At 61.6% G+C, this 26,309-nt stretch carries 23 protein-coding genes; 13 read left to right on the top strand and 10 right to left on the bottom strand.

All coding sequences use genetic code 11. The features are described 5' to 3' along the window. Positions 1-12: 12 nt before the first annotated feature. Positions 13-2,268, bottom strand: a complete 2,256-nt coding sequence (locus FJD34_RS06950) for a DNA internalization-related competence protein ComEC/Rec2 (protein ID WP_223232745.1) — start codon at positions 2,266-2,268, stop codon at positions 13-15. A 135-nt stretch (positions 2,269-2,403) separates the two neighbouring features. Between FJD34_RS06950 and FJD34_RS06945 the strand changes: the two genes are divergently transcribed. The 5 genes from FJD34_RS06945 (at position 2,404) to FJD34_RS06925 (ending at position 7,885) form a co-directional block, all read left to right on the top strand. After that, positions 2,404-2,919: a DUF2062 domain-containing protein gene (locus tag FJD34_RS06945; protein ID WP_032861531.1), complete on the top strand. Its 516-nt coding sequence runs from the start codon at positions 2,404-2,406 to the stop codon at positions 2,917-2,919. 273 nt (positions 2,920-3,192) lie between these two features. Continuing rightward, positions 3,193-5,946 (top strand): response regulator, encoded by a 2,754-nt coding sequence (locus tag FJD34_RS06940; protein ID WP_032861532.1) that lies wholly within the window; start codon positions 3,193-3,195, stop codon positions 5,944-5,946. 36 nt (positions 5,947-5,982) lie between these two features. Further along, entirely contained in the window at positions 5,983-6,972 is a 990-nt protein-coding gene (locus FJD34_RS06935) for a 2-hydroxyacid dehydrogenase (RefSeq protein WP_090291757.1), read from the top strand. 71 nt (positions 6,973-7,043) lie between these two features. Further along, positions 7,044-7,484, top strand: coding sequence for a hypothetical protein (locus tag FJD34_RS06930; RefSeq protein ID WP_032861534.1), 441 nt, complete (start codon positions 7,044-7,046; stop codon positions 7,482-7,484). After that, positions 7,481-7,885: an META domain-containing protein gene (locus FJD34_RS06925; protein WP_032861535.1), complete on the top strand. Its 405-nt coding sequence runs from the start codon at positions 7,481-7,483 to the stop codon at positions 7,883-7,885. The genes FJD34_RS06930 and FJD34_RS06925 overlap by 4 nt, the downstream gene beginning before the upstream one ends. Before the next feature lie 124 nt (positions 7,886-8,009). Here the strand turns inward: FJD34_RS06925 and FJD34_RS06920 are convergent, their stop codons facing one another. Further along, a complete protein-coding gene (locus FJD34_RS06920) occupies positions 8,010-8,471 on the bottom strand; it encodes a TlpA disulfide reductase family protein (protein WP_032861536.1) in 462 nt (153 codons plus the stop codon). A 115-nt stretch (positions 8,472-8,586) separates the two neighbouring features. Here FJD34_RS06920 and arsC point away from each other — a divergent pair, with 115 nt between their 5' ends. Genes arsC through FJD34_RS06905 form a run of 3 tightly spaced genes read left to right on the top strand, consistent with a single transcriptional unit; the run spans position 8,587 to position 9,939 of the window. Next, complete coding sequence (arsC, locus tag FJD34_RS06915) at positions 8,587-8,940, top strand: arsenate reductase (glutaredoxin) (RefSeq protein WP_032861537.1); 354 nt, start codon at positions 8,587-8,589, stop codon at positions 8,938-8,940. Continuing rightward, positions 8,937-9,551 carry an NAD(P)H:quinone oxidoreductase gene (wrbA, locus tag FJD34_RS06910; protein ID WP_029299742.1) on the top strand — a complete coding sequence of 205 codons (615 nt, stop codon included), beginning with the start codon at positions 8,937-8,939 and terminating at the stop codon, positions 9,549-9,551. Before arsC ends, wrbA begins: the two co-directional genes overlap by 4 nt. After that, positions 9,535-9,939 carry a DUF2069 domain-containing protein gene (locus FJD34_RS06905; protein ID WP_032861538.1) on the top strand — a complete coding sequence of 135 codons (405 nt, stop codon included), beginning with the start codon at positions 9,535-9,537 and terminating at the stop codon, positions 9,937-9,939. The genes wrbA and FJD34_RS06905 overlap by 17 nt, the downstream gene beginning before the upstream one ends. 97 nt (positions 9,940-10,036) lie before the next feature. Here the strand turns inward: FJD34_RS06905 and FJD34_RS06900 are convergent, their stop codons facing one another. Further along, entirely contained in the window at positions 10,037-10,708 is a 672-nt protein-coding gene (locus tag FJD34_RS06900) for a DNA-3-methyladenine glycosylase I (RefSeq protein WP_090291758.1), read from the bottom strand. 67 nt (positions 10,709-10,775) lie between these two features. After that, the gene (gene ttcA, locus FJD34_RS06895; protein ID WP_032861541.1) at positions 10,776-11,600 is read right to left on the bottom strand and encodes a tRNA 2-thiocytidine(32) synthetase TtcA; all 825 of its coding nucleotides are present in this window, start codon (positions 11,598-11,600) and stop codon (positions 10,776-10,778) included. A 302-nt stretch (positions 11,601-11,902) separates the two neighbouring features. On the opposite strand from ttcA, the gene FJD34_RS06890 reads away from it, so the two are divergent. Further along, complete coding sequence (locus FJD34_RS06890) at positions 11,903-12,505, top strand: Yip1 family protein (RefSeq protein WP_032861542.1); 603 nt, start codon at positions 11,903-11,905, stop codon at positions 12,503-12,505. Between the two features lie 129 nt (positions 12,506-12,634). Further along, positions 12,635-13,129, top strand: coding sequence for a SprT family zinc-dependent metalloprotease (locus FJD34_RS06885; RefSeq protein ID WP_032861595.1), 495 nt, complete (start codon positions 12,635-12,637; stop codon positions 13,127-13,129). Between the two features lie 113 nt (positions 13,130-13,242). On the opposite strand, the gene FJD34_RS06880 is transcribed toward FJD34_RS06885, so the two are convergent. Together FJD34_RS06880 and FJD34_RS06875 are read right to left on the bottom strand one after the other, a co-directional pair. Beyond that, entirely contained in the window at positions 13,243-14,424 is a 1,182-nt protein-coding gene (locus FJD34_RS06880) for a CaiB/BaiF CoA transferase family protein (RefSeq protein ID WP_090291760.1), read from the bottom strand. A 150-nt stretch (positions 14,425-14,574) separates the two neighbouring features. Continuing rightward, entirely contained in the window at positions 14,575-15,906 is a 1,332-nt protein-coding gene (locus FJD34_RS06875; protein ID WP_057439678.1) for a dicarboxylate/amino acid:cation symporter, read from the bottom strand. Between the two features lie 334 nt (positions 15,907-16,240). Between FJD34_RS06875 and FJD34_RS06870 the strand changes: the two genes are divergently transcribed. Then, positions 16,241-17,239, top strand: coding sequence for an AraC family transcriptional regulator (locus FJD34_RS06870; RefSeq protein WP_090291762.1), 999 nt, complete (start codon positions 16,241-16,243; stop codon positions 17,237-17,239). A gap of 55 nt (positions 17,240-17,294) precedes the next feature. Here the strand turns inward: FJD34_RS06870 and FJD34_RS06865 are convergent, their stop codons facing one another. Then, a complete protein-coding gene (locus FJD34_RS06865) occupies positions 17,295-18,641 on the bottom strand; it encodes an ATP-binding protein (protein ID WP_032861547.1) in 1,347 nt (448 codons plus the stop codon). Beyond that, positions 18,638-19,315 (bottom strand): response regulator transcription factor, encoded by a 678-nt coding sequence (locus tag FJD34_RS06860; protein WP_032861548.1) that lies wholly within the window; start codon positions 19,313-19,315, stop codon positions 18,638-18,640. Before FJD34_RS06860 ends, FJD34_RS06865 begins: the two co-directional genes overlap by 4 nt. 147 nt (positions 19,316-19,462) lie before the next feature. Here FJD34_RS06860 and FJD34_RS06855 point away from each other — a divergent pair, with 147 nt between their 5' ends. Further along, complete coding sequence (locus tag FJD34_RS06855; protein ID WP_090291764.1) at positions 19,463-20,179, top strand: 4'-phosphopantetheinyl transferase family protein; 717 nt, start codon at positions 19,463-19,465, stop codon at positions 20,177-20,179. Between the two features lie 98 nt (positions 20,180-20,277). Here FJD34_RS06855 and FJD34_RS06850 read toward each other — a convergent pair whose 3' ends face one another. Together FJD34_RS06850 and FJD34_RS06845 are read right to left on the bottom strand one after the other, a co-directional pair. Continuing rightward, entirely contained in the window at positions 20,278-21,888 is a 1,611-nt protein-coding gene (locus tag FJD34_RS06850; protein WP_032861551.1) for an ATP-binding protein, read from the bottom strand. Further along, on the bottom strand, positions 21,885-22,610 hold the full coding sequence (locus FJD34_RS06845; protein WP_029300726.1) for a response regulator: 726 nt from the start codon (positions 22,608-22,610) through the stop codon (positions 21,885-21,887). The genes FJD34_RS06850 and FJD34_RS06845 overlap by 4 nt, the downstream gene beginning before the upstream one ends. 805 nt (positions 22,611-23,415) lie before the next feature. Here FJD34_RS06845 and FJD34_RS06840 point away from each other — a divergent pair. Beyond that, complete coding sequence (locus FJD34_RS06840) at positions 23,416-26,307, top strand: ribonucleoside-diphosphate reductase subunit alpha (protein ID WP_065943566.1); 2,892 nt, start codon at positions 23,416-23,418, stop codon at positions 26,305-26,307. The last annotated feature ends 2 nt before the right edge of the window (positions 26,308-26,309 follow it).

Here is a 26,309-nt window from a genome sequence, read left to right as displayed (position 1 = left end):
CGCCGACAGCCATCATGTCGCAGGTACCGGCCTTTGGTAAGCGTCAATTGCTGGCGTGCGCCAGAAACGGCGCTGGCTGCGCGCCATCACCGGGGCCTGGAATGCCCCCAGGCGCAGACGTATGGCGCCCTGTTCAGCGCTGTCATAAATAGCGCTGCCAAAATGCTGATAACGCGCCAGCACTTGCGGGTGCGGATGGCCAAAGCCATTGCCGCGCCCCCGGGAGATCAGCACGGCCTTGGGCGCCAACTGCTGGACAAACGGCCATGACGAGGAACTGCGGCTGCCATGATGGGGCACTTGCAGCCAATCCGTGGGCACCGCCAATGGCGTGGTGAGCAAGGCCCGTTCGGCCTCGCGGTCAATATCGCCGGTCAGCAGTAGCCGTTCGCCACTGGCCTGGACCTGTAGCACGCACGACTTCGCATTGCCGTTGCGGGCATCGGCCCATTGCCATAACTGAAACACCACGCCATCCCACTCCCAGCGCTCGCCACTGACACAGGCCAGGGCGCCGAGGGATGCCGGCAGCCCCTGGGTTTCCCCACCCACCACCCGCTTGACCGGCAACCCGCGCGCTACCGCCGCCGCGCCACCGGCATGATCCGCGTCGGCGTGGCTGAGCAGCATCAAGTCCAGTTGAGTAACTCCCAGTTTGCGCAGTGTCGGCAGTACCACGCGCGCGCCGATATCAAAATCCCCGAAGCGCGGCCCGGCGTCATACAACAGCGTGTGGTGACGGGTACGTAACACCACAGCCAGGCCCTGGCCGACATCCAGTTGCTCCACTGCCACCTGGCCCAGAGGGATCGATTCACGGGGCGGGAACACCGCCAGCAGCAACAGGGGCCACCCCAGCAGACGAAAAGGAATGCCCTTGGGCATCAATAACAGCAGCGCCCCCAGCAGGCTCAGTAGCCAGTAACCGACGGGCACCTCGGCAGGCATCCACACTGGCACCTGTCCGGCCAGCAAGGCCAGGGCCTTGAACAGCCAATCCAGCGCCCCGCCCGCCAGCCACAGCAAGCCACTGCCCAGCCCTGGCACCGCCAGCAACAACGTGCCCGCCAACGCCAGCGGCAGCACCAGCAGGCTGATCCACGGCACCGCAAACAAATTGGCCAGAGGTGCACTCAAGCTGATCGGTAAACCGAGGATCAGTAGTAACGGAAACAGCCCAATAGCGATCAGCCATTGGGCGCGGGTCCAGGCCTGCCACATACGCCAGGGGCCCAAGCGGCCGCTGAAGGCCAGCACCAACACGGCCACGGCGGCAAATGACAGCCAGAAACCCGGTTGCAGACTGGCCAAGGGTTCAAGGATCAACACCGCATTCAGGGCCAGCAGCAGCGGCCACCAGATCCCCAGATGGCGAAACCGCAGGCGCCACAGCAACACCAGCCCGACCATCACACAGGCCCGCTGCACCGGCACCTCAAAACCGGCCAGCAAGCCATAAGCCAGCGCCGCGGCAAATGCCAGGCCGCAGGCCCAAGGCAGCCAGGGCAAGCGTCTGGGCCAGCAGCCATAGCGCGCCAACCCGGCCACCAGTGCATAGATCAACCCCGACAACAGGCCGATGTGTTGGCCAGAGATGACCAATAAATGTACGGTGCCGGTGCCCTGCAAAATGCGCCAGTCCTCGGCGGCCAAGCCGGAGCCGTCACCCAGTACCAATGCGGCCAGCCCGGCTTCACGACCCTGGGCATCGACCGCCAGTAGCTGCTGGCGGATCCCGTCGCGCCAGGCCTGTCGGGCAGGCGCCAGGCGTTGGCCATCCTTGACCGAGCCGGTCGCGCCCACACGCTGGGCCAATAGCCAGGCTTCCTGGTCGAATCCATGGAAATTCAGCAGGCCAGACGGACGCTTGAGGGTGACGGCCAAACGCCAGCGCTCACCGCTGTGTACTGGCGGGCCGCCCTGCCAGCTCACGCGGATGCGTTGAGGTAGCCGGTCCTGGCGTGACCGGCTGTCGCTCAGCTCAAACCGCACGACCCCATTGCCCTGTTGCGGCAGCCCACTGACGCGCCCTTCCAGCCAACGGGTCTGGCCATCCAGCGCGACAGTTAGCCGGTCGTCCAGTGCCCGTTGCGCACTGAAACAGGCCCACGCCAAGCCCAGTAGAAAAAACGCCAGCGGATAAGTACGAAACGGCAGCAGCATCAACGCCACCACCGGCAACACCAGCAACCAACCGACCGGCGGCAAGACGGGCAGCAGGCGCAACGCCAGCAGCCCCAACGCCAGCGCAAACATCCCTGTACGCATGGGCCATTCCTTGAAAGTGACCCAGGAGTGTTAGCCGAGCGGTTCAGGGCGAACTATTATTTTTTGTCACAAAGTCTGAATTTCCCGTTCGTAGAATACGGGCATACTTGCCCCTCGAACTGACCTGGACCCCTTATGCCACGGCGCTTATTCAAACGGTACATGCCCGATCCGACCAGCATCAGGGAACACAAGTCCTTACGCTTTCTCGGCAAGTTGCTCCATGACCCGAACCTCTGGCACCTGAATCGGCACTCCGTTGCCCGGGCCATGGCTGTCGGCCTGTTTGCTGCTTTCATTCCCATTCCCTTGCAAATGTTGCTGGCAGCCGTGCTCGCCATCTCCGTGCGCGGCAATATGCCCATCGCCGTGAGCCTGGTATGGCTGACCAACCCGATTACCATGCCGGTAGTGTTCTTCTGCACCTACATGACCGGCACCTGGCTGATGAACATCCCGGCCCGCACCCTGCCCGATGAGCTGACTTGGGAATGGATCAGTGGGCAACTGTCGACCATGTGGCAGCCGTTCCTGCTGGGTTCGGTGGTGATGGGCCTGGTATTGGGCGCGCTGGCGTACTGCCTGACCATGCTCTATTGGCGGTGGTGGGTGGGTCATCAGTGGAAAAAGCGCCAGCAGCGTAATCGGTAGAAGGCGGCCTCCTCTGTTTAGAAGCAGAGGTGTCCCGGCTGGCGCCATCGCCGGCAAGCCAGCTCCTACAGGAGTATGCGCACGCTTCGACGATAAGGTCGGCTGTCAGGGCGGAACCGATACCCGCCGTTACCGCAGCTCAATAATCCCGCCATCGTCCCCTCAATCATCTTTTGCAAGATTCCAAACCCCTCATATGGCTACACTGCGCAGGTAGCGCGGGCCGGATGCCTGCGTAGAATGTCGACAACAGTGTGGTAGTGGGAGAGTGGCGTGCTTAGAAGAATGGGGATAAAAGGCCGCGTACTGTTGCTGACCTTGTTGCCTACCAGCCTGATGGCATTGCTTTTGGGCGGTTATTTCACCTGGATGCAGCTCTCGGACCTGCAAACCCAATTGCTCAATCGCGGCGAGATGATTGCCGAGCAACTGGCGCCACTGGTAGCCCCGGCACTGGGCAACAAGAACACCGATCTGCTGGAACGCATCGCCACCCAGTCCCTGGAGCAAGTCGATGTACGCGCCGTGTCCTTCCTGGCGCCCGACCGCTCGCCCCTGGCCCATGCTGGCCCGACCATGCTCAACCAATCGCCCATCGGCAACAGCTCCCATCTGTTGCAGCGCACGGGCAATGACGCCACCCGCTACCTGCTGCCGGTGTTCGGCCGCCATCGCAACCTTGCCGGCGAGCTGATTCCCGATGAGGCCGATCGCCTGCTGGGCTGGGTCGAGCTGGAGTTGTCCCACAATGGCATGCTGTTGCGCGGCTATCGCAGCCTGTTTGCCAGTTTGCTGTTGATCGCCATCGGCCTGATCTGCACCGCCGCCCTGGCCTTGCGCATTAGCCGCACGATCAACTCGCCCATCGGCCAGATCAAGCAAGCCGTGGCACAGCTCAAGGATGGCAACCTGGAAACCCGTTTGCCACCGCTGGGCAGCCAGGAGCTGGATCAGTTGGCATCCGGCATCAACCGCATGGCCGATACCTTGCAAAACGCCCAGGAAGAATTGCAACACAGCATCGACCAGGCCACCGAAGATGTGCGCCAGAACCTGGAAACCATCGAGATCCAGAACATCGAGCTGGACCTGGCCCGCAAGGAGGCTTTGGAAGCCAGCCGCATCAAGTCAGAATTCCTGGCCAATATGAGCCATGAAATCCGCACGCCACTCAACGGCATCCTCGGTTTCACCCACCTGTTGCAGAAAAGCGAGCTCTCGCCCCGCCAGTTGGATTACCTGGGCACCATCGAAAAGTCCGCCGACAACCTGCTGGGCATCATCAACGAAATTCTCGACTTTTCGAAAATCGAAGCCGGCAAGCTGGTACTCGACAATATTCCGTTCAACCTGCGCGACTTGCTGCAAGACACCCTGACCATCCTCGCCCCGGCCGCCCACGCCAAACAGCTGGAACTGGTGAGCCTGGTCTACCGCGATACGCCGCTGTCGCTGGTAGGCGACCCGCTGCGACTCAAGCAGATCCTGACCAACCTGGTCAGCAATGCCATTAAGTTCACCCGCGAAGGCACCATCGTTGCCCGGGCCATGCTCGAAGACGAGCAGGAAGACAGCGTGCAACTGCGCATCAGTGTGCAGGACACCGGCATCGGCCTGTCCAACCAGGATGTGCGGGCGCTGTTCCAGGCCTTCAGCCAGGCGGATAACTCGCTGTCACGCCAACCGGGCGGCACGGGCCTGGGGCTGGTGATTTCCAAGCGCCTGATCGAGCAGATGGGCGGCGAAATCGGCGTCGACAGCACGCCAGGCCAAGGTTCGGAATTCTGGATCAGCCTCAACCTGCCGAAGACCCGCGACGATATCGAAGACCTGCCGGCCCCGCCGCTGCTGGGCCGGCGTGTGGCCGTGCTGGAGAATCACGAGCTGGCGCGCCAGGCGCTGCAACATCAGTTGGAAGACTGCGGCCTTGAAGTCACGCCGTTCAACAGCCTGGAGAACCTGACCAACGGCATTACCAGCGCGCACCAGACCGAGCAGGCCATCGACCTGGCCGTACTGGGCATCACCGCCAACGATATTCCGCCGGAACGCCTCAACCAACATCTCTGGGACCTTGAACACCTGGGTTGCAAAGTCCTGGTGCTGTGCCCGACCACCGAACAGATGCTGTTCAACCTGTCGGTGCCCAACCCCAATAGCCAGTTGCAGGCCAAGCCGGCCTGCACCCGCAAATTGCGCCGGGCACTGTCCGACCTGATCAGCCCTCGGCCATTGCGCAGCGAACCGGGCGAGCCGTTGTCCAGCCGCGCGCCACGGGTGTTGTGTGTCGACGACAACCCGGCCAACCTGTTGCTGGTACAGACCCTGCTCGAAGACATGGGCGCCAAGGTCCAGGCCGTGGAAAGCGGCTATACCGCCATCGAAGCGGTGAAGAAGGAAGCCTTCGACCTGGTGTTGATGGACGTGCAGATGCCCGGCATGGACGGGCGCCAGAGCACCGAAGCGATTCGTCAGTGGGAAAGCGAGCGCCACGGTACGCCGCTGCCTATCGTCGCGCTGACGGCCCATGCCATGGCCAATGAAAAGCGCGCCCTGCTGCAAAGCGGCATGGATGACTACCTGACCAAACCCATCAGCGAACGGCAACTGGCCCAGGTGGTACTGAAATGGACCGGCCTGGCCTTGCGTAATCAAGGCCCGGAACGCGCTGCCGAGGGCCACGGCCCTGCCGCGCAACTGCCGGTGCTGGACCATGAAGAAGGCCTGCGCCTGGCGGCCGGCAAGGCTGACTTGGCCGCCGATATGCTGGCCATGCTGTTGGCCTCCCTGGAAGCCGACCGCGAGGCGGTCTGTATCGCCCGCGAAGCCTGCGACAATAACGCGTTGATCGAACGGGTCCATCGCCTGCACGGCGCTACCCGCTACTGCGGCGTGCCGCAACTCCGGGCCGCCTGCCAGCGGGCCGAAACCTTGCTCAAGCAGGATGACGCCAAGGCCATGGCCGCCCTCGATGAGCTGGACATGGCCATTGCCCGCCTTGCCAGCGAGGCACGGGTCAACGCCTGACACAGCACAACACGCCATTTTGCAGGGAGCCCTCCAATGCGCATCATTCTATTCAGCAGCCAGACCTATGACCGTGACAGCTTCCTCGCCGCCCCCGTGCCCGCCGGCCTGGAACTGCAATTCCAACCGGCACGCCTGAACCTCGATACCGTGGCCCTGGCCGACAAGCACGAAGTGGTCTGTGCCTTTATCAACGACGACCTCGGCACCCCAGTGCTCGAACACCTCGCCGCCGGTGGCACACGCCTGATTGCCCTGCGTTCGGCCGGCTACAACCATGTGGACCTGGCTGCCGCCAAGCGCCTGGGCCTGACCATCGTGCGGGTGCCGGCGTACTCGCCCCATGCGGTGGCCGAACATGCCGTGGCCCTGATATTGGCCCTCAACCGTCGCCTGCACCGCGCCTACAACCGCACCCGCGACGGCGACTTCAGCCTGCACGGCCTGACCGGCTTCGACCTGGTGGGCAAGACCGTTGGCGTAGTAGGCACCGGGCAGATCGGCGCGACCTTTGCCAAGATCATGGCGGGTTTCGGCTGCACGTTGCTGGCCTACGACCCCTACCCTAATCCGCAGGTCGAAGCCCTCGGCGCGCGCTATGTCGACCTGCCCCAGTTGTTGGCCGAGGCGCAGATCATCAGCCTGCACTGCCCGCTGACCGCCGACAGCAAGCACTTGATCAATGCCCAATCCCTGGCCCATATGCAGCCGGGTGCGATGCTGATCAATACCGGGCGCGGCGGCCTGGTGGACACGCCGGCACTGATTGAAGCGCTCAAGGACGGGCAATTGGGCTACCTGGGCCTGGATGTGTACGAGGAAGAAGCCCAGCTGTTTTTTGAGGACCGCTCGGACCTGCCCTTGCAGGACGACGTGCTGGCACGCCTGCTGACCTTCCCCAACGTGATCATCACTGCGCATCAGGCGTTCCTGACGCGCGAAGCCCTGGCGGCGATTGCCGGGACCACCCTGGCCAATATCCAGGCCTGGGCCAACGGCCAGCCACAAAACCTGGTACACGGATGATCAGCGGTCACATACCGGGCTCATGATGAGCAGGCGAGCGTGATAGGATGCCGCGCCTATTTGGAGGATCCATGGCCGAACACGATTTCCGCTTCAGTTTGCTGAGCCCACAACACACCCTGATCGAATGCCGCGCCCTGGTGCCGGGTCGTTACCAAGTCACCGGCAATGGTGGCTCGATCAAGCATGGCGATGTGCTGATCGTCACCTTGCGCGGCAGCAAGACCCTGTCGATGCGCCTGACCGTCGAAGGCGATGCGCGCTACTCGATCCGCCCGGCCGGCCAATGGGTCGCCATGGCGCAAGGGCCGAAGTTCGGCGAGCTGGAAATTCACACCTGGAAGGTCAACTGCGACAGCTGCGACGCCGTGCTGGAGTTTGAGTTCTCGGTCGAGACCAAGCTGACCAAGGAGCCGCTGCAACCGGCGGCCACTGCGCGCATTAGCGAACTGGGCTGGGCCACTGTCGGTGATAAACACCGTTGCCCGAAATGCCAGAAGGCTGCGCAATGAAGCGCCTGCTGGTGCTCGCCGCGCTGGGCGTCGGCCTTGCCGGCTGCGCCAGCGATGAGGTCAAGCTCAAGCAGGATCACAGCTATATCGTGGAATGGATCGGCGAACGGCCACTGATGGATTACGCCCACCTGACCGTGACCCTCGGCGCCGATGGCCGGGCCTATGGCAATGGCGGCTGCAACCACTGGTTCGCGCCATACACCCTGGACGGTGACAAGCTCAGCTTCGGCAAGATCGGCAGCACCCGCAAACTGTGCGCCGAAGCCCTGATGGAGCAGGAGCATCGCTTCTTCAAGGCCCTGGAGACGGTGCAGCGCTGGGATATCTCACCCATCGAGCAAACCCGCTTCTGGCCTGCCCAGGGCAAGCCACTGCGCCTGTGGCTGGAAGAAGGCTGATCCAACGTCTTGTAGGAGCGAGCTTGCTCGCGAAGAGCGTCAACGAAAACGCGTGCATCCAGGATGAACGCGGTGCCTGTGAGTGCTTCGCGAGCAAGCTCGCTCCTACAGGGATCGCGAGGGATTAGCCGCGCAACTCCTTGAGCTTGGCCAGTACCCCCGCCGCCGTCTGCTCGCCCAACATCTGCGCCCGCACCTTGCCCTTGTCATCGATGATGTAGGTCACCGGCAACGCTTCGCTGCGTGGGATATCAAAAATCAGCTCGGGGTTCTGTGCCAATACGGTGAACTTGATGCCCAGCTTCTCGCTGGCGCTCTTGAGTTCTTCGCCCTGCACATTGTCGAAGTTGACGCCAAATACACTCACCGGCTGGCCCTTGAGCTGCTCGGCCAGGGCGTTCAGCTCAGGGATTTCGATACGACATGGGCCACACCATTCGGCCCAGTAGTTGATCACCAGCCATTGCTTGTCGACGCGTTCGGACGCGACTTTCTGGCCGTATTGGTCAACGCCATAATCATTGCCGCAGCCGCTGAGCAGGAGTGTAGTGATAACTGCCAGTGCGCCTATCAGTCGCCGTGTCATGGGGTAATCCTTAGCAAAAATGAACGTGGGCTGCGGCCTATCGCCTCTTACGGTTTAAGGACACGCCACAGCGCAGGTAGAATACCCGCCACCTTACGCAAGATGCGACCCGCACATGACCGATCTGACGCTTTATCACAACCCGCGCTGCTCGAAATCCCGCGGTGCGCTCCAACTGTTAGAGGCCCGTGGCCTGACGCCCAACGTCGTGCGCTACCTGGAAACCCCGCTGGACGCCGCGCAGCTTAAAGCCCTGCTCGGCAAACTGGGGATCAGCGCCCGGCAACTGCTGCGCACCGGCGAAGACGAATACAAGACGCTCAACCTGACCGACGCCAGCCTCAGCGAAGCGCAATTGATTGCCGCCATCGCCGCCCATCCCAAGTTGATGGAACGACCGATCCTGGCCACCGCCGACAAGGCCGTGATTGGCCGTCCGCCGGAAAAAATCCTGGAGATCCTGCCGTGAGCGCGCCCTACGTCCTGGTGCTGTATTACAGCCGCAACGGCTCGGTCAGCGAAATGGCCCGGCAGATTGCCCGGGGCATCGAACAAGGCGGCCTGGAAGCGCGCCTGCGGACCGTGCCGGCCATCTCCAGCGAGTGTGAGGCCGTAGCGCCAAGCATCCCGGCCGAAGGCGCGTTGTACGCCAGCCTCGACGACCTGAAGAACTGCGCGGGCCTGGCCCTGGGCAGCCCGACGCGTTTTGGCAACATGGCCGCGCCGCTGAAGTATTTTCTCGACGGCACCAGCAACCTGTGGCTGACCGGCGCCCTCGTCGGCAAGCCCGCCGGGGTCTTCACTTCCACCGCCAGCCTGCACGGCGGCCAGGAAACCACCTTGATGTCGATGCTGCTACCGCTGCTGCACCACGGCATGCTGATCACCGGCCTGCCCTACAGCGAACAGGCCTTGCTCGACACTCAGGGCGGCGGTACGCCCTACGGTGCCAGCCATCATTCCGGCGCTGACGGCAAGCGTGCCCTGGATCCCCATGAAATCGCCCTGTGCCGCGCCCTCGGCCTGCGCCTGGCGAAAACAGCAGCAAAACTGGAGAGTGGCCGTGGCCAAGAAGCCTAAAGTCCTGCCGCCCCAGGCCTGGCTCGAGCCTCGGGTCAAGGTGGCGCGGGTCTTGAGCCTGCTGGCGTTCCTGGGCTTGGTGGGGTTGCTCTGCGTTTATTACCTGCTGGTCGCCGACCTGCATGGCGCCCGGCCCTGGGTGATCCTGCTGATCGAACTGGTGCCGCTGCTGATCCTCGCGCCAGGCATGCTCATGGGCAGTGCGCGCGGGCATTCGTGGATGTGCTTTGTGGTGAACCTGTACTTCATCAAGGGCGCCCTGGCGGCCTATGACCCAAACCGCCAGTGGTTTGGCGTGCTGGAGATGCTGGCGAGCCTGGCGGTGTTCTGCACAGCGTTGTTGTATGTGCGCTGGCGGTTCCAGCTGAATCGGCGGTTGGCCATGTAGAAGCGAGCTTGCTCGCGAAAAACGTTAACGATGACGCGGGCATTCAGAATGCACGCGGCGCCCTCAGGTTCTTCGCGAGCAAGCTCGCTCCTACAGGTCAATGGTTGACGGTGTAGGCCAGCATCATCGACAACTGGCACATCGGCCGCCCACTTTCGGCGTGCCACTGGTTGAACGCCGCCTGCACCGTCGCCAGGTCACGCAGGCTGGTAGGGGCCTTGTCGACAATCTTCTGCGCATTCAGCGCCGCGACCACGTCATAGCTCGGCACAAAGGTGTCCTTGCCGACCATGCGCAAAAAGCGTGGGGCTGACAGCCCGCCCAGTTGGTGTCCGTGTTTGCTCAGGTATTTCCACAAGCCGACAATATCCGTCACCGGCCAATCGGCGATCAGTGCGCCGAAGCTGCCCTTTTCCTGCGCGACGTCGAGGATCATCTGCGCATTGCGCGGCACGCTCTTGAGCTTGCCCAGGTGGCGGATGATCCGCGTGTCCTGCATCAGGCGCTCCAGGTGCTCGGCCCCCATCAACACCACTTTTTCCGGGTCGAATCCGAAGAACACCTGCTCGAACGCTGGCCACTTGGCGTCCACCACACTGTGTTTGAGACCGGCGCGAAACACCCGCAGCGACAGGGTCGACAGGTAGCGCTCATCGCTGATCTGGCGCAATTGCGCCGGCGTCTTGGGCACAGGCAGGTGGGCTTCCAACTCGGCCGCCGAACCAAAGCGATTCAGACAGTATTCGTGCAGCCATTTGTAATCGCGCATGCCCTCTCCTACGGGTTGAAATGAAAACGGCGCCCATGAGCGCCGTCTGTCAGAGCGTGAAAAATGCTCAGAGGTTCACAATATTGACGAAGCGTGAAGCGGCGGTTTCATCGATACGCAGGCTGGTGAAGTCGAACAGGTTGCGGTCGGCCAACTGCGACGGAATCACATTCTGCAAGCTGCGGAAGATGCTTTCGGTACGCCCCGGCGTCTTGCGGTCCCAGTCCTGAAGCATGTCCTTGACCACCTGGCGCTGCAGGTTTTCCTGGGAGCCGCAGAGGTTGCAGGGGATGATCGGGAATTGCTTGAAGTCGGAGTAGGCCTGGATGTCCTTCTCGTTGCAATACGCCAGCGGCCGGATCACCACGTTGCGCCCATCATCGGCGCGCAGCTTGGGCGGCATGGCCTTGAGGGAGCCGTTGAAGAACATGTTGAGAAAGAAGGTTTCGACGATGTCATCGCGGTGATGACCCAGAGCCATCTTGGTCGCGCCGATTTCATCGGCAAAGGTGTACAGCGTGCCACGACGCAGGCGCGAGCACAGCGAGCAGGTGGTCTTGCCTTCCGGAATCAGTTCCTTGACCACCGAATAGGTGTCTTTCTCGACGATGTGGTATTCGATGCCGAGGGTCTTGAGGTAGGCCGGCAGCACATCCTCGGGGAAACCGGGCTGCTTCTGGTCCATGTTCACGGCGACGATGTCGAACTTGATCGGTGCGACCTTTTGCAGGTGCATCAGCACGTCCAGCAGGGTGTAGCTGTCCTTGCCGCCGGACAGGCAGACCATGACCTTGTCGCCCTCCTCGATCATGTTGAAGTCAGCGACGGCCTCACCGGCCAAGCGACGCAGGCGTTTTTGCAGTTTGTTCTGATTGACGGTAAGAGTGCCCATGGCGCTTGGATCCGCGAAAAGGTGTCTGACGAAAAGCCGGGTATTTTAACGGTATGGAGCACCGAGTTCCAATGTGGGAGGGACTTGTACCCTTTCACATTGCAATTCATCGCCATCGACAGACCTCGCCGCGATTAAGCCCCGTGTTTACAGCGCGATTTGCTCTAAAGCCCTACAGTTTTTCCGGTCATCACTTCCTATACTGCGACATAAGGTCGCACATATATCCAGACCTTTCAGGCCACTTGGCCGGCGGGCGCTCCGCTTGGGGGGCGATGGTAATAACGACAGGAGTGACTGGCATGATCCATCACGTCGTGGGGCTTTTCACCCATCCCGACCAGGAATGGCGGGAAATTCGTGGCGATAAAGAAGAAAGCATCAGCCACATGTACCTCACTCACACGCTGATTCTCGCGGCGATCCCCGCCGTATCAGCCTTTATCGGCACGACCCAGGTCGGCTGGGTCATCGGCAGTCGCGCCCCGGTCATGCTGACCCAGGAAAGTGCGTTGTGGATGACCATCATGTCGTACCTGGCAATGCTCGGCGGCGTTGCGGTAATGGGCGCCTTCATTCACTGGATGGCGCGCACTTATGACGCCAATCCGAGCATGGCGCGCTGCGTGGCATTCGCCACCTACACCGCGACTCCCTTGTTTATCGGCGGGCTGGCGGCGCTGTATCCGCATATGTGGCTGGGAATGGTGGTGGGCACGGCGGCTATTTGCTACACCGTTTACCTGCTGTATGTGGGGCTACCGACCTTCATGAGCATCGACCCGGACGAAGGCTTCCTGTTTTCCAGCTCGGTGCTGGCGGTAGGCCTGGTGGTACTGGTGGCGATCATGGCGTTTACCGTGATTGTCTGGGGCCTGGGCGTAGGACCGATCTACACCAACTGACACGCTTTCAACCGCAGGAATAGCCACCGCAAGGTGGCTTTGTGCGTTATGCATGACCATTCGGCGCCTGACAGATTCGGAAACACCCCTGGATGCGGCATACTGGACATCTCTGGAGATATGTACAGCATGCCCGAGCAACTCAATACCCGCGTCGAAGATTGTTTCCTGCAAGCCGAATCCTTTTTCAAACGAAGTTTCAAACGCCCCAAGGTCAGCCTCAAGCTCCGCGGCCAGAAAGCCGGTGTCGCGCATTTGCACGAGAACCTGCTGCGCTTCAACCCCCAGCTGTACCGGGAAAACAGCCAACATTTCCTCAAACAGACGGTCGCCCACGAAGTGGCGCACTTGATTGCCCACCAATTGTTTGGCGAACGCATCCAGCCCCATGGTGAGGAATGGCAGTTGATCATGCGCGGGGTCTACGAACTGCCGCCGGATCGGTGCCACACCTATGAGATCCAGCGGCGGCGCGTGACGCGCTATATCTACCGGTGCCCGTGTGCCGAGAGTGACTTTCCGTTCTCAGCCCAGCGTCATGGGTTGGTGAATCAGGGGCGGCGGTATTTGTGCCGGCGCTGCCGGGAGACGTTGGTGTTTACTGGGGAGACTCGGGTCGAGTGAGGTTTTGGGGTGGTTTCACTGGCCCCATCGCGGGCAAGCCCGCTCCCACATTTTGATTTGTGAATACCTTCAATGTGGGAGCTGGCTTGCCTGCGATGGGGCCCGAACAGGCGTTATCCAACCACCTTGGCACCCCGCAACTCGGCTATCCGCTGAGCGCTGAACCCCAGCTCATCCAATACCTGCTCACTATGCGCCCCCACCGCCACCCCAATATGCCTCGGCTCCGGCAACCCCTCGGAAAACTTCAGCGGGCACGCCATCTGCGCCTGGAACGAGCCATCCCCACGCGGCACCTGGCTCACCAGCTCCCGGGCCTGCAATTGCGGGTGTTCCAGGGCTTCGCCCACACTGAGCACCGGTTCCACGCAGGCATCGACCCCGGCAAACATTGCACACAGCTCTTCAAAACTGTGCCGTTCAAACTCCACCTGCAACGCCTGCTTGAGTGCCTTCTGCTGCTCGGGCTTGGGCGATAACCCCTGGGCCGCCAGCTCAGGGCGCCCCAGCGCGATACACAGTTGCTGCATAAACCCAGGTTCGAGGCTGCCGACGGATAACCAGCGCCCGTCCCGCGAGCGGTAGTAATCGTAGAAACTGCCGCCATTGAGCACCTGGTCTTCCCTCCCCGGCGCCACGCCACAAGCCAGGTAGGCCGCGCCCGACATGGCGTTGAGGCTGAAGGCGCAGTCGGTCATGCTCACATCCAGATACTGGCCCACACCGCTGTGCTGCCGTGCAATCACCGCCGCCAGCAAGCCGACCACTGCATGCAACGAACCGCCGCCCACATCCGCCACTTGCACGCCCAAGGGGAGCGGCCCGCTGTCCTGGCGCCCGGTGTAGCTGGCGATGCCGGACAGTGCCAGGTAATTGATGTCATGCCCGGCACGGTCCTTGTAGGGGCCAGTCTGGCCATAGCCGGTGATGGACACGTAGATCAGCTTCGGGTTGATCGCCTTCAACGCTTCGTAACCCAAGCCCAGGCGCTCCATGACCCCGGGGCGGAACTGCTCCAGCACGATGTCGTAGTCGGCCACCAGTTGCCGCACGATCTCCAGCGCCTCGGGCTGCTTGAGGTCCAAGGCCAGGCTGCGCTTGTTGCGATTGAGGTAGGCATGGCTGGCCGACACGCCACGGTCGTGGGGCGGCAACACCCGCAGCAGGTCCATGCGCGTGGGGGATTCGATGCGCAAGACTTCGGCGCCCATGTCCGCCAACAGCAGCGAAGCGAAAGGCCCCGGCAACAAGGTCGAGAAATCCAGCACTTTGAGGGACGCCAAGGGGCCTGACATGGGAGCTCCGATTCCAGTTCGATGGGGCACAGAGTAGTCAGCCTTGGGCGCCAGCGGCAATTACCGGAACCATCATCGACAGTGACCGTTGCGCTCGCCCGCCCACAAAAAAACCATCCGAAGATGGTTTTTTCAGTACCGCGTCAGCGTTTACTTGAGCGCTGGCGCCGGGCCTTCGGCCACGCCCAGGTCATCCAGTTCGCGGGTTTCGGAGATACCGGTACCGCCGGAAGCCAGCTCGCTTTGCAGCTTGTCGGTGTCCAGTTCCTTGACCCACTTGGCCACGACGATGGTCGCTACAGCGTTACCGACCAGGTTGGTCAGGGCGCGGGCTTCGGACATGAAGCGGTCAATACCGAGGATCAGCGCCAGACCGGCAACCGGCAGGTGGCCAACAGCCGACAGGGTCGCGGCCAGTACGATGAAACCACTACCAGTCACGCCAGCAGCGCCTTTGGAGGACAGCAGCAGCACCAGCAACAGGGTGATCTGGTGGGTGATGTCCATGTGGGTGTCAGTCGCCTGGGCGATGAACACAGCAGCCATGGTCAGGTAGATCGAAGTACCGTCGAGGTTGAAGGAGTAGCCAGTCGGGATAACCAGGCCAACCACCGATTTCTTCGCACCCAGGCGCTCCATCTTGATCAGCATGCGCGGCAGTGCGGATTCGGAAGACGAAGTACCCAGTACGATCAACAGTTCTTCACGGATGTAGCGCACCAGCTTCAGCACGCTGAAACCGTGGGCGCGGCAGATGCCACCCAGTACGACCAGCACGAACAGGATGCAGGTGATGTAGAAGCAGATCATCAACTGACCCAGTTGCACCAGCGAGCCCACACCGTAGGCACCGATGGTGAACGCCATGGCGCCCAGGGCACCGATTGGCGCGAGCTTCATGATCATGTTGATGATGTTGAACATCACGTGGGCGAAGCGATCGATGAAGTCCAGCACCGGCTTGCCGTAGGCACCCAGGCGGTGCAGGGCGAAACCGAAGATCACCGAGAACATCAGCACTTGCAGGATATCGCCGTTGGCGAAGGCGCCGACGATGGTGTTCGGGATCACGTTGAGGATAAAGCCGACGATGCTCTGGTCTTTACCGGCGGTGACGTAGGCCGCGACTTTCGAGGCGTCCAGGGTAGCGACGTCGATGTGCATGCCAGCGCCTGGCTGCACCACGTTGACCACGACCAGGCCGATCAACAGGGCGATGGTGGACACGATTTCGAAGTACAGCAGCGCGTAGCCACCGGTCTTGCCCACCGACTTCATGCTCTGCATGCCGGCGATGCCGCTGACAACGGTACAGAAGATGATCGGGGCGATGACCATTTTGATCAGCTTGATAAAGCCGTCACCCAGTGGCTTGAGGGCCACGCCGGTCTGCGGGTAGAAGTGACCGAGCAGGATACCGATAACGATGGCAACGATTACCTGGAAGTACAGGGTTTTGTAGAACGGCTGACGAGTCGTCATTGCAAAGTTTCCTCAAGAGTCCCGTGGGGCAAATATCCGCCATTGCCCACGACACTTGAATTGCGAACCCTCCTGCACTGGAGGGATTTGTTTTGGCGAGCTGCTGGCTGGCAGGTCTGTACTCCCTATCGCAAACGGCGTGCCACTTTCCTTAAAAGCCCTGGAGCCCTTGGACCAAGGGGGCTGACGCCTTTTCAGGGTTGTTTGCCTGGTTGGAAACGGTGGCGGATATCCGCCCAGCACCCTGATCTCGTCCTACAATTTGGCGGATATCCGCCTTGTCCACCCAAGGTCTGATGGCTACCATCGGCCACTCAATGGACGAGGCCCCTGCATGCGCGAACGCACCATCGCCAGTCATTACGCCCGTGCAGCCTTGGGCGGAGCGCGTCGGGCCGGCTACGACTGCTCGACGCTGTTGCAGCAACTGGGCATTACCCCCGAACTGCTGGCGGAGCCACGCGCGCGCATTGCGCCAGAGCAGTTCACGCGGCTGTTGCAGATGTTGTGGCAGGCCCTGGATGACGAATACCTGGGGTTCGCCGATGGGCCGAGCAAGCGCGGCACCTTCGCCATGATGTGCCATGCGCTGATTCATTGCCGCACGCTGGAGAAGGCGCTGCAACGCGGCTTGTTGTTCTACAGCCTGTTCCCCCAGGGGCCGCGCTGGCGGCTGAGCCGTGAAGGCGACATGGCGCGCCTGAGCCTGGATGATTCGCAGTTGTGGGACCCGGACCACTTTTTGAGCGAATCCCTGCTGGTGATCTGGCATCGCCTCGGCAGTTGGCTGATTGGCCAGCGCATCCGCCTGGAGCAGGCCACCTTCAGCTACCCGATACCAGTCCATGCCAGCGAATACGACCTGCTGTTCCCCTGCCCGCTGGTGTTCAGCGCGGCCAGCAGCAGCCTGGTGTTCCACAGTCGCTACCTGAACCTGCCACTGCTGCAGGACGAACGCACCCTCAAGCACTTCCTCGAACGTTCCCCCGCCGACCTGCTGTCCCGGCCGGACGAAGGCCATAGCCTGAGCAGCCAGATCCGCCGCTTGCTGAGCCGCGACCGCACACCCTGGCCGGACCTGGAGGCCGTGGCGCAGCACCTGCACATCAGCCCGCAGACCCTGCGCCGGCATTTGCGTGAGGAAAGCACCAACTTCCAGGCCCTCAAGGATGAGCTGCGCCGGGATATTGCGATTTTTCATCTGGGGCGGGCGGATCTGTCGTTGCAGGAGATTGCCGAGCAGTTGGGTTTTTCCGAGCCCTCGGCGTTTCACCGGGCGTTCAAGAAGTGGACGGGGGTGACCCCGGGGGCTTATCGGGCACAGGAAAGTTGAGGATGTGGTGTTTGGACGGGCTTGCTCGCGATGAGGCCAGTGAATCCAATAAAGATCAAACAGCCGGAAAATGAATCCTGAACGCCGCCCCCCCTAGAGGCGAATCCCCCAGGGTCAGCCGCGCGCCATAGCTCTCGATGATGTCCTTGACCACCGCCAACCCAATCCCCTGCCCCGGATGCTGGCGATCCAGGCGCTCGCCGCGCTGCAGGATCCGCGCACGCTGGTCGGGTGGCACGCCGGGGCCATCGTCTTCGATGCACAAGCGCACGCCATCCGGACTTTCATCCAGGGTAATGCGCACCTCGCTCAAACACAGGCGGTAGGCGTTTTCCAGCAGGTTGCCGAGCAATTCCAGCAAGGCGCCCTGTTCGATGGGTACGTCACATTGCTCTGGCAACGCAAAAGACGCCCGCACGCGCTTGTCGCGGTAGACCTTGTCCAGAGTGTCGCACAGGCTTTGCAGCACCGGACGCAGGCGCACCTGGTGGCGCACCAGGCCGCTTTTGCGCAGGCTGGCGCGCTGCAGTTGGTAGCTGATCTGCTGGCTCATGCGCTCGATCTGCGACTGCAAGACCCGCGCCTGCTCAAGGTCCTGGGGGCGCTGGGCCATGTCTTCACTCACGCCTTGCAAGACCGCCAGCGGGGTCTTCAGACTGTGGGCCAGGTCGTCCAGGGAGTCACGGTAACGGGTGCGCTGCTCGCGCTCGCTGTGCAACAGACGGTTGAGGGAACCGGTCAGGCGCAGCAGCTCCCGTGGGTGTTGCTCGCTGAGGCTCTCGCGGGTGCCGCCTTCGATTTCATCCAGTTCCTGGCTCAGCCGGCGCAAGGCCTGCAAGCCCCAGGTCAGGCCGATCCACAGCAGGCTCAACAACACCAGCAAGGCCGCGCCGAAACCCAGGTAGAGGTTTTCCCGCAGGCCTTCAAGGGTCACCTGGTATTCGCGCACCGGTTGCAGCGCGACAATACTGAACGCCGCGCTCTTGCCTCCCAGCAGCTTGACCTCGACGTCATAGACGAAGAATTCCTGGCCGTTGGCCTCGCGGATCTTCGCGAACTCGTTACCGCGCCCGTCGTAACGCGGGCGGTAGTTGATGTTTTCTTCACGGGTCGCCCGCGAACGCCAGACCAGGTGGCCTTCGCGGTCATAGATATAGCCCAGCAGGCGGCTATCGGTCAGGTTGAAGCGCTCGTCGGGCAACTGCGCCGGCATCAGCAAACGGTTGTTTTCGACCCGTGCGGCCGAGATCAGCGTGGTCACATCCGACGCCAGGCGCTGCTCGATGGAGTCCTGCAACGCCAGGCTGAACGCGCCCTGCATCGCCGGCAACAGCCCGAGCATGAACAACACGGCCAGGGTGGTGGCCGCCAGCATCAGGCGTACACGTAGAGAACGAATCAACGGCAGCGCTCGTTAAACAGATAGCCCAGGCCACGCACGGTGTCGATGGGTTTGAACCCGGCCGGGCCTTCGAGCTTGCGGCGCAGGCGGCCGACCAGCACTTCGATCACGTTCGGATCGCGCTCGTCGTCATCGGGATAGAGTTGTTCCATCAACCGATCCTTGGCCACCACTTGCTGGTGGTGACGCATCAGGTATTCCAGGATCCGGTACTCATAGGCCGTCAGCGCCAGGGGTTGCTCATCCAGGGACGCCTGTTTGCGGTTGAGGTCCAGCAACAAGGGGCCGGCAACGATGGTCGATTGGGTAAAACCGCTGGAGCGGCGCAGCAGTGCGTTCATCCGCGCTTCCAGCTCTTCGAACTGGAAGGGTTTGACCACGTAGTCATCGGCCCCGGCAGCCAGGCCTTCGACCTTGTCCTGCCAGTTGCCGCGTGCGGTGAGGATCAGGATCGGGAAGGTCTTTTCCTGGGTGCGCAGTTGGCGGATCAGGTCCAGGCCGCCCATGCCCGGCAGGCCCAGGTCGATGATCGCCAGGTCATGATTGAATTGCCCGGTCTGGTACAGCGCTTCTTCGGCGTTGGCCACGGCTTCGACCACGTGACCGCTGTCGCCAAGACGGGTCAACAGGTGATGGCGCAACAACGCCTCATCTTCGACAACCAGCAATTTCATAACACTCTCCAAGGCCAATCCACTGTCCCGCAGGGAATATCATAGCGGCCCTGAAGGTATGCTTGCGCAGTTTACGGCGGTTGAACTGAACACAGTCTGAACCGGCGGGCTACCCAGGTATGTCCCGCCCCGTGCAGAATAGCCGGCATGAACCCAATACCCGCCTGCTGCACCCCACTTGATGACCATTGGCCATTGCCTGACGCCTTGCCCGGCACGGTGTTCCTGAGCACGCGCTTCGAGCCAAAACTGCTTGAGGCCAGTGACTTCCAGCGCTGCGCCGTGCCGCCGCCGGCGAGCATCCAACGTTCGGTAGCCAAGCGCCAGGCCGAGTTTCTCGCCGGCCGGCTGTGCGCCCGTAGTGCCTTGCAACGGCTCGAAGGCCTGGACTTTATCCCCGCCATCGGCGAAGACCGCGCCCCGGTGTGGCCCGGCCATATCAGCGGTTCGATCACCCACAGCACCGGGCATGCCGCGGCCATTGTCGGGCATAAGGCGCAATGGCGCGGGCTGGGTATGGATCTGGAAAACCTGCTGTCACTTGAACGGGCCGAGCGCCTGGCCGGGGAAATCCTTACCCCGGATGAGATGCAACGCATGGCTGCCGGGCCACGGGAGCAGATTGCGCAGTGGGTGACCCTGACGTTTTCGGCCAAGGAAAGCCTGTTCAAGGCGCTCTACCCGATCGTGCGCAAGCGCTTCTACTTTGAGCATGCCGAGGTGGTGGAGTGGTCTGACTCAGGATTTTTACGCTTACGATTGCTGACGGATTTGTCCAGTGAGTGGTGTTATGGAAAGGAGCTGGAGGGGCAGTTTGCGGTGAATGAGGGGCAGTTGTTGAGCCTGGTAGCTGTCGGCGCCTGATAGATAGCTATCGCGGGCAAGTCCGCTCCCACATTTGACTGCATTCCAAAGGATGTACTCGGTCAACTGTAGGAACTGGCTTGCCTGCAATGACTATCTCAAGCCTTGTCCTGGTCCCTTGGCCAACTCAGGCTGAAACACGCACCGCCCAGGTTGTTGCTCTTGCTGATCAAGGCCCGACCACCGTGCCAGTAGATAATCCGCCGCACAATCGACAGGCCCAGGCCATGCCCGCCCGAGGCGCGTGTACGGCTGTCGTCCAGGCGCAGGAATGGCGTAAAGATCCGTTCCCAGGCACTTTCCGGCACTCCCGGGCCATCGTCTTCAACATCGATACGGCAGCGCACCTGGCCCACCTGGTAACTGATCAGCACCCGCGACTGCGCATGGCGCATGGCATTGCTCACCAGGTTTTGCAGGGCGCGGTGCAGGTAGCGCGGCTCGGCGTCGACCCAGGCCGCATCCAGGTGCGCCGATGACAGGCATACCCCGCGCGCTACTTCAATTGCCGGCCGCAGCGGCGCGAGTTCGTCGATCACCTGGTCGAGCAAGGCACTGAGGTCGACCCTTTGAAAGCTCAAGGCCGGCGAGCCCTGCTCCAGGCGCGCATAGGTGAGCATCTCATCCACCAGGCCGTCGAGGTCCTGGATGTCGCTGTCCATGCCTTCCATGTATTTACGCCGGGCTTCAGGAGTGGCGGCGTCGCCGATCATCTCCAGGCCAAACCGCAGGCGCGCCACCGGGGTACGCAGCTCATGGGACACCGCGCGCACCAGTTCACGCTGGATCGCCAGCAGGCGTTGCAGGTGCTCGGCCATGCCATTGAAGGCCGCCGCCAGCCGCCCTACCGAGTCAGCACCGCGCGCCGGCACCCGCGCTTCCAGGTTGCCCTTGGCGATACGCGTAGCAGCCGCTTCGAGCCCGCGCAGGCGGCGCTCCAGCTGGCGCACCAGCAGGTACACGATCAAGCCGATCAGGGTCAGGCCAATCAATGCAATCAGCACCAGCCATTGCGCGGGGTAAGGATTCATCTGGTACAGCGGGCCGATTTCCAGGACCCACGGCGTGCCGACCATGCCGGCAAACACGCGAATTGAATCACCGCCCTTGCCCAGGGCCATCACCGTGTCGCCCTCGGCCACGCGCCGCCGCTGGTCTTCATCCATGTCGGCTTCGTCGAGCTTGAGCAGGTGCATTTCAAAGCCAAAGCCCTTGGCGTGTTTCAAGTCGGCCAGACGCTGTGGCTGCTCGGCCACCGGGAAACGCACCAGCTCATCGGCCAGCAAATAAATGGTGGCCCGGGCCAATTGCTCGCTGATCTGCTGCACTTCGCCGGTAAGCAGCAGTTGCTCTTTTTCACTGACCAGGCGCAAGACCCTGGCCGCATGGGGCCCGGTCTGCTCCACCAGGACCTGGCCCCGTTGCAGGCGGTTGCGTTGGCTCAGGTCCAACTGGGCATCGGATACTTTCTGCAACGCCAGGGGAATCCCCAGCAAGCGCTCCCATACCGCCAGGGCGCGCTGGCGCTCGATACTGCTCATCGGTTGCAGGTTGTCACCCATCAGGGCAAAGGTGCCGTGGGCCAGGCGCTCACGGTACTGGCCACTGCGCACTTCATTAAGCAGGTGCAGGGCCAGTACGCCGAGCAGGGCCACCAGGATCAGCGCCGCGCACATGCCGCCATAGATGCGCAGGAAGATCGAGTTCACGACAGCATGTCGGCGGCAGCTTCGGGGACGAACAAATAGCCTTTGCTGCGAATGGTCTTGATCAGCCGCGGGTGGATCGGGTCGTCGCCGATTTTCGGGCGGATCCGCGAGATGCGTACGTCAATGGAGCGGTCCTGGCCGTCGTAACCAATCCCGCGCAGGGCGGTGAAGATCTCTTCTCGGGACAGGATGCGCCCGGCATTGGCCACCAGTAGCCACAACAGGTCGAATTCGGCGCTGGTCAGTTCGATGCCACCGTCGTGCAACCAGGCTTCGCGCAAGGCGTTGTCCACCACCAGCGGGCCGAACTGCAGCCGGCGCTGTTTTTCCGGGGCGGCGGGCTCGGCGCTTTCGCTGCGCCGCAGCAAGGCCTGGATCCGCGCCAGCAGCAGGCGCGGGCGCACGGGTTTGCACACATAGTCGTCGGCGCCCATGTCCAGGCCCAGGACCTGGTCCATGTCGTCGGTACGTGCGGTGAGCATCAGGATCACTCCGTCGTAGCGCTCGCGCACCTTGCGGCAGATGCTCAGGCCGTCTTCGCCAGGCAGCATCAGGTCAAGAATCACCAGGTCTGGCTGCTCGGCAATGATCCGCGCCACTGCCAGGGCACCGTCGCCCTCTATGGAGACCCGCAGGCCGTTGCTTTCCAGGTAGTCACGGGTCAGCTCAGCCAGACGCTGGTCGTCCTCGACAATCAATACCTGCCAGGCTTCTTGCTCCATGCGCTACCTCAACTCTAATTATTGTAGGAGCGGGCTTGCCCGCGAAGAAACCAAGGGCGCCGCGTTCATTCAGCAAGTCAGCGTTATCGTTGACGCCCTTCGCGAGCAAGCTCGCTCCTACAGTTGTCATGTGGAGTGAGCAATATATCGCACGAATAAAGGCCGATTGTAGCCATGGCCTGACCCTGCAACACAAGCCAGGAAATGCATTCGGTAATCGTGTTTTTTTGTGATAGGGTTCGCGCCCGCAAAAATCCAACCGGGTGTTTTCAGCTTGGAATATTCGGTGACAAACGGTGCGATGCAGCAGTACTGCGGCCTACACGGCTATTCCACCTTTCATACACATTTTACCCACAGCGTTATCCACAGGTAGTGCGTTGCTAAGCCCCCCAAAACGCATTATCTTGTAGCTCGGCGCTGAAAAAACCCTACATGTAGGGTTTCAAGCGAAAAGACCAAACACAATTCAGACAAGAAACTCAAGCGCTTTCTTGCTCCTGTTTGGTTGAACTTAAACCTTTTTCGAAAGCCCAAACCGCGCACGCGGATGGCTGCTGTTTTCCAGCCCGAACGGGAGAAAGCGGTACGGGTGTTGCAGTGCAAACACTGTCACCCATCAGGAATACGGTGAAGGGCCCCGGCCCCGAACCAAAGACTTCGGCATGGAAGCGGCGCGAACAGCTCCCTTCCTCCTGTCCCGAAGTTGTTATGCCAGGCCAAGGCCTGTTGTAAGTGCTTCAGGACGGAACGGTGGGCACCGTGATGGTGCCCAAATAAATATAGAATGTGGAGACAACCCCCCATGCAAACCGACACAACTCGCGAGAACCCGCAAGGCTCCGTGCCGCAGGCCGCCGATTCGAATATGGATCTGTCCGCCACCGCGCCCGGCCAATTGCGTGTGATCAAGCGTAACGGCACTGTCGTTCCTTACACCGATGACAAAATCACCGTCGCCATCACCAAAGCGTTTCTTGCAGTTGAGGGCGGCACCGCTGCCGCTTCGTCGCGTATCCACGACACCGTTGCCCGCCTGACCGAACAAGTCACCGCGACCTTCAAGCGTCGCATGCCATCGGGCGGCACCATCCACATCGAAGAAATCCAGGACCAGGTCGAACTGGCCCTGATGCGTGCCGGCGAGCAGAAAGTGGCCCGCGACTACGTGATCTACCGCGATTCGCGCGCCAAGGAACGTGCCGTACACGCGCCGTCCGCCGAAGCCGTGCAAGCGCACCCGTCGATCCGCATCACCCTGGCGGATGGTTCGTTCGCGCCGCTGGACCTGGGCCGCCTGAACACCATCATCACCGAAGCCTGCGAAGGCCTGGAAGAAGTCGACGGCGACCTGATCCAGCGCGAAACCCTGAAGAACCTGTACGACGGCGTGGCCCTGACCGACGTCAACACCGCCCTGGTGATGACCGCCCGTACCCTGGTCGAGCGTGAGCCGAACTACTCGTTCGTGACCGCGCGCCTGCTGATGGATACCCTGCGTGCCGAAGGCCTGGGCTTCCTGAAAGTCGCCGAAAGCGCTACCCACCACGAAATGGCCGATCTGTACGCCAAGGCACTGCCGGCCTACATCGCCAAGGGTATCGAATTCGAATTGCTGAACCCGATCCTGGCCACCTTTGACCTGGAAAAACTCGGCAAGGCGATCAACCACGAGCGCGACCAGCAGTTCACCTACCTGGGCCTGCAAACCCTGTACGACCGTTACTTCATCCACAAGGACGGGATCCGCTTCGAACTGCCGCAAGTGTTCTTCATGCGCGTGGCCATGGGCCTGGCGATCGAAGAGAAGCACAAAGAAGACCGTGCGATCGAGTTCTACAACCTGCTGTCGTCCTTCGACTACATGTCGTCGACCCCGACCCTGTTCAACGCCGGCACCCTGCGTCCACAGCTGTCGAGCTGCTACCTGACCACCGTGCCGGATGACCTGTCGGGCATCTACCACGCGATCCACGACAACGCCATGCTGTCCAAATTCGCCGGCGGCCTGGGCAACGACTGGACACCGGTGCGTGCACTGGGCTCCTACATCAAGGGCACCAACGGCAAGTCCCAAGGCGTCGTACCGTTCCTCAAAGTAGTGAACGACACCGCCGTTGCGGTCAACCAGGGCGGCAAGCGCAAAGGCGCTGTATGTGCGTACCTGGAAACCTGGCACATGGACATTGAAGAGTTCATCGAGCTGCGCAAGAACACCGGTGATGATCGTCGTCGTACCCACGACATGAACACCGCCAACTGGATCCCTGACCTGTTCATGAAGCGTGTCTTCGACGACGGCCCGTGGACCCTGTTCTCGCCATCGGAAGTGCCAGACCTGCACGACCTGACCGGCAAGGCCTTCGAAGAGCGCTACGAGTACTACGAAGCCCTGTCCCAGTATCCAGGCAAGATCAAGCTGTTCAAGACCATCCAGGCCAAAGACCTGTGGCGCAAGATGCTGTCGATGCTGTTCGAAACCGGCCACCCATGGTTGACCTTCAAAGACCCATGCAACCTGCGCAGCCCGCAGCAGCACGTGGGCGTGGTTCACAGCTCGAACCTGTGCACCGAGATCACCTTGAACACCAACAAGGACGAGATCGCCGTTTGCAACCTGGGCTCGATCAACCTGCCGAACCACATCATCAACGGCAAGCTGGACACCGCCAAGCTGGAACGCACCGTCAACACCGCCGTACGCATGCTCGATAACGTGATCGACATCAACTACTACTCGGTGCCACAGGCGCAGAACTCCAACTTCAAGCACCGTCCGGTCGGCCTGGGGATCATGGGCTTCCAGGACGCTTTGTACCTGCAGCACATTCCTTACGGTTCGGATGCTGCGGTCGAGTTCGCCGACAAGTCCATGGAAGCGGTCAGCTACTACGCGATCCAGGCTTCCTGCGACCTGGCCGACGAGCGCGGTGCCTACGAGACGTTCCAGGGTTCGCTGTGGTCCAAGGGCATCCTGCCGCTGGATTCGCAACAGATCCTGATCGAACAACGTGGCCAGAAGTACATCGACGTCGACCTGGAAGAATCCCTGGACTGGGCGCCGGTACGTGCCCGTGTGCAGAAAGGCATTCGTAACTCCAACATCATGGCCATCGCACCGACCGCGACCATCGCCAACATCACCGGCGTCTCGCAGTCGATCGAACCGACCTACCAGAACCTGTATGTGAAATCGAACCTGTCGGGCGAATTCACCGTGATCAACCCGTACCTGGTTCGCGACCTCAAAGCCCGCGGCCTGTGGGACTCGGTCATGATCAACGACCTGAAGTACTACGACGGTTCGGTGCAGCAGATCGAGCGCATCCCGCAAGAACTCAAAGAGCTCTACGCGACCGCCTTCGAAGTGGACACCAAGTGGATCGTTGACGCCGCCAGCCGTCGTCAGAAGTGGATCGACCAGGCCCAGTCCCTGAACCTGTACATCGCCGGCGCTTCGGGCAAGAAGCTGGACGTGACCTACCGCATGGCTTGGTACCGTGGCCTGAAAACCACTTACTACCTCCGTGCCCTGGCCGCGACCAGCACCGAGAAGTCGACCATCAACACCGGCAAGCTGAACGCTGTGTCCAGCGGCAACCATGGTGATGATTCGGTGCTTGCTGCGCCAGCCGGTCCGGCACCAGTGCCAAAGGCCTGCGCGATTGACGAGCCGGATTGCGAAGCTTGCCAATAAGC

The sequence above is a fragment of the Pseudomonas brenneri genome (genome assembly GCF_007858285.1).
GTDB classification, from domain to species: Bacteria; Pseudomonadota; Gammaproteobacteria; order Pseudomonadales; family Pseudomonadaceae; genus Aquipseudomonas; species Aquipseudomonas brenneri.
The sequence above is the reverse complement of the archived record's forward strand: the minus strand, read 5'-3'. Positions and strand labels throughout refer to the sequence as shown.

Coding starts and splice junctions, on each gene's coding strand:
- FJD34_RS06950 (WP_223232745.1), bottom strand. CDS start 2,268: ATGCGTACAGGGATGTTTGCGCTGGCGTTGGGGCTGCTGGCGTTGCGC.
- FJD34_RS06945 (WP_032861531.1), top strand. CDS start 2,404: ATGCCACGGCGCTTATTCAAACGGTACATGCCCGATCCGACCAGCATC.
- FJD34_RS06935 (WP_090291757.1), top strand. CDS start 5,983: ATGCGCATCATTCTATTCAGCAGCCAGACCTATGACCGTGACAGCTTC.
- FJD34_RS06930 (WP_032861534.1), top strand. CDS start 7,044: ATGGCCGAACACGATTTCCGCTTCAGTTTGCTGAGCCCACAACACACC.
- FJD34_RS06925 (WP_032861535.1), top strand. CDS start 7,481: ATGAAGCGCCTGCTGGTGCTCGCCGCGCTGGGCGTCGGCCTTGCCGGC.
- FJD34_RS06920 (WP_032861536.1), bottom strand. CDS start 8,471: ATGACACGGCGACTGATAGGCGCACTGGCAGTTATCACTACACTCCTG.
- arsC (WP_032861537.1), top strand. CDS start 8,587: ATGACCGATCTGACGCTTTATCACAACCCGCGCTGCTCGAAATCCCGC.
- FJD34_RS06900 (WP_090291758.1), bottom strand. CDS start 10,708: ATGCGCGATTACAAATGGCTGCACGAATACTGTCTGAATCGCTTTGGT.
- ttcA (WP_032861541.1), bottom strand. CDS start 11,600: ATGGGCACTCTTACCGTCAATCAGAACAAACTGCAAAAACGCCTGCGT.
- FJD34_RS06890 (WP_032861542.1), top strand. CDS start 11,903: ATGATCCATCACGTCGTGGGGCTTTTCACCCATCCCGACCAGGAATGG.
- FJD34_RS06885 (WP_032861595.1), top strand. CDS start 12,635: ATGCCCGAGCAACTCAATACCCGCGTCGAAGATTGTTTCCTGCAAGCC.
- FJD34_RS06880 (WP_090291760.1), bottom strand. CDS start 14,424: ATGTCAGGCCCCTTGGCGTCCCTCAAAGTGCTGGATTTCTCGACCTTG.
- FJD34_RS06875 (WP_057439678.1), bottom strand. CDS start 15,906: ATGACGACTCGTCAGCCGTTCTACAAAACCCTGTACTTCCAGGTAATC.
- FJD34_RS06870 (WP_090291762.1), top strand. CDS start 16,241: ATGCGCGAACGCACCATCGCCAGTCATTACGCCCGTGCAGCCTTGGGC.
- FJD34_RS06860 (WP_032861548.1), bottom strand. CDS start 19,315: ATGAAATTGCTGGTTGTCGAAGATGAGGCGTTGTTGCGCCATCACCTG.
- FJD34_RS06855 (WP_090291764.1), top strand. CDS start 19,463: ATGAACCCAATACCCGCCTGCTGCACCCCACTTGATGACCATTGGCCA.
- FJD34_RS06845 (WP_029300726.1), bottom strand. CDS start 22,610: ATGGAGCAAGAAGCCTGGCAGGTATTGATTGTCGAGGACGACCAGCGT.
- FJD34_RS06840 (WP_065943566.1), top strand. CDS start 23,416: ATGCAAACCGACACAACTCGCGAGAACCCGCAAGGCTCCGTGCCGCAG.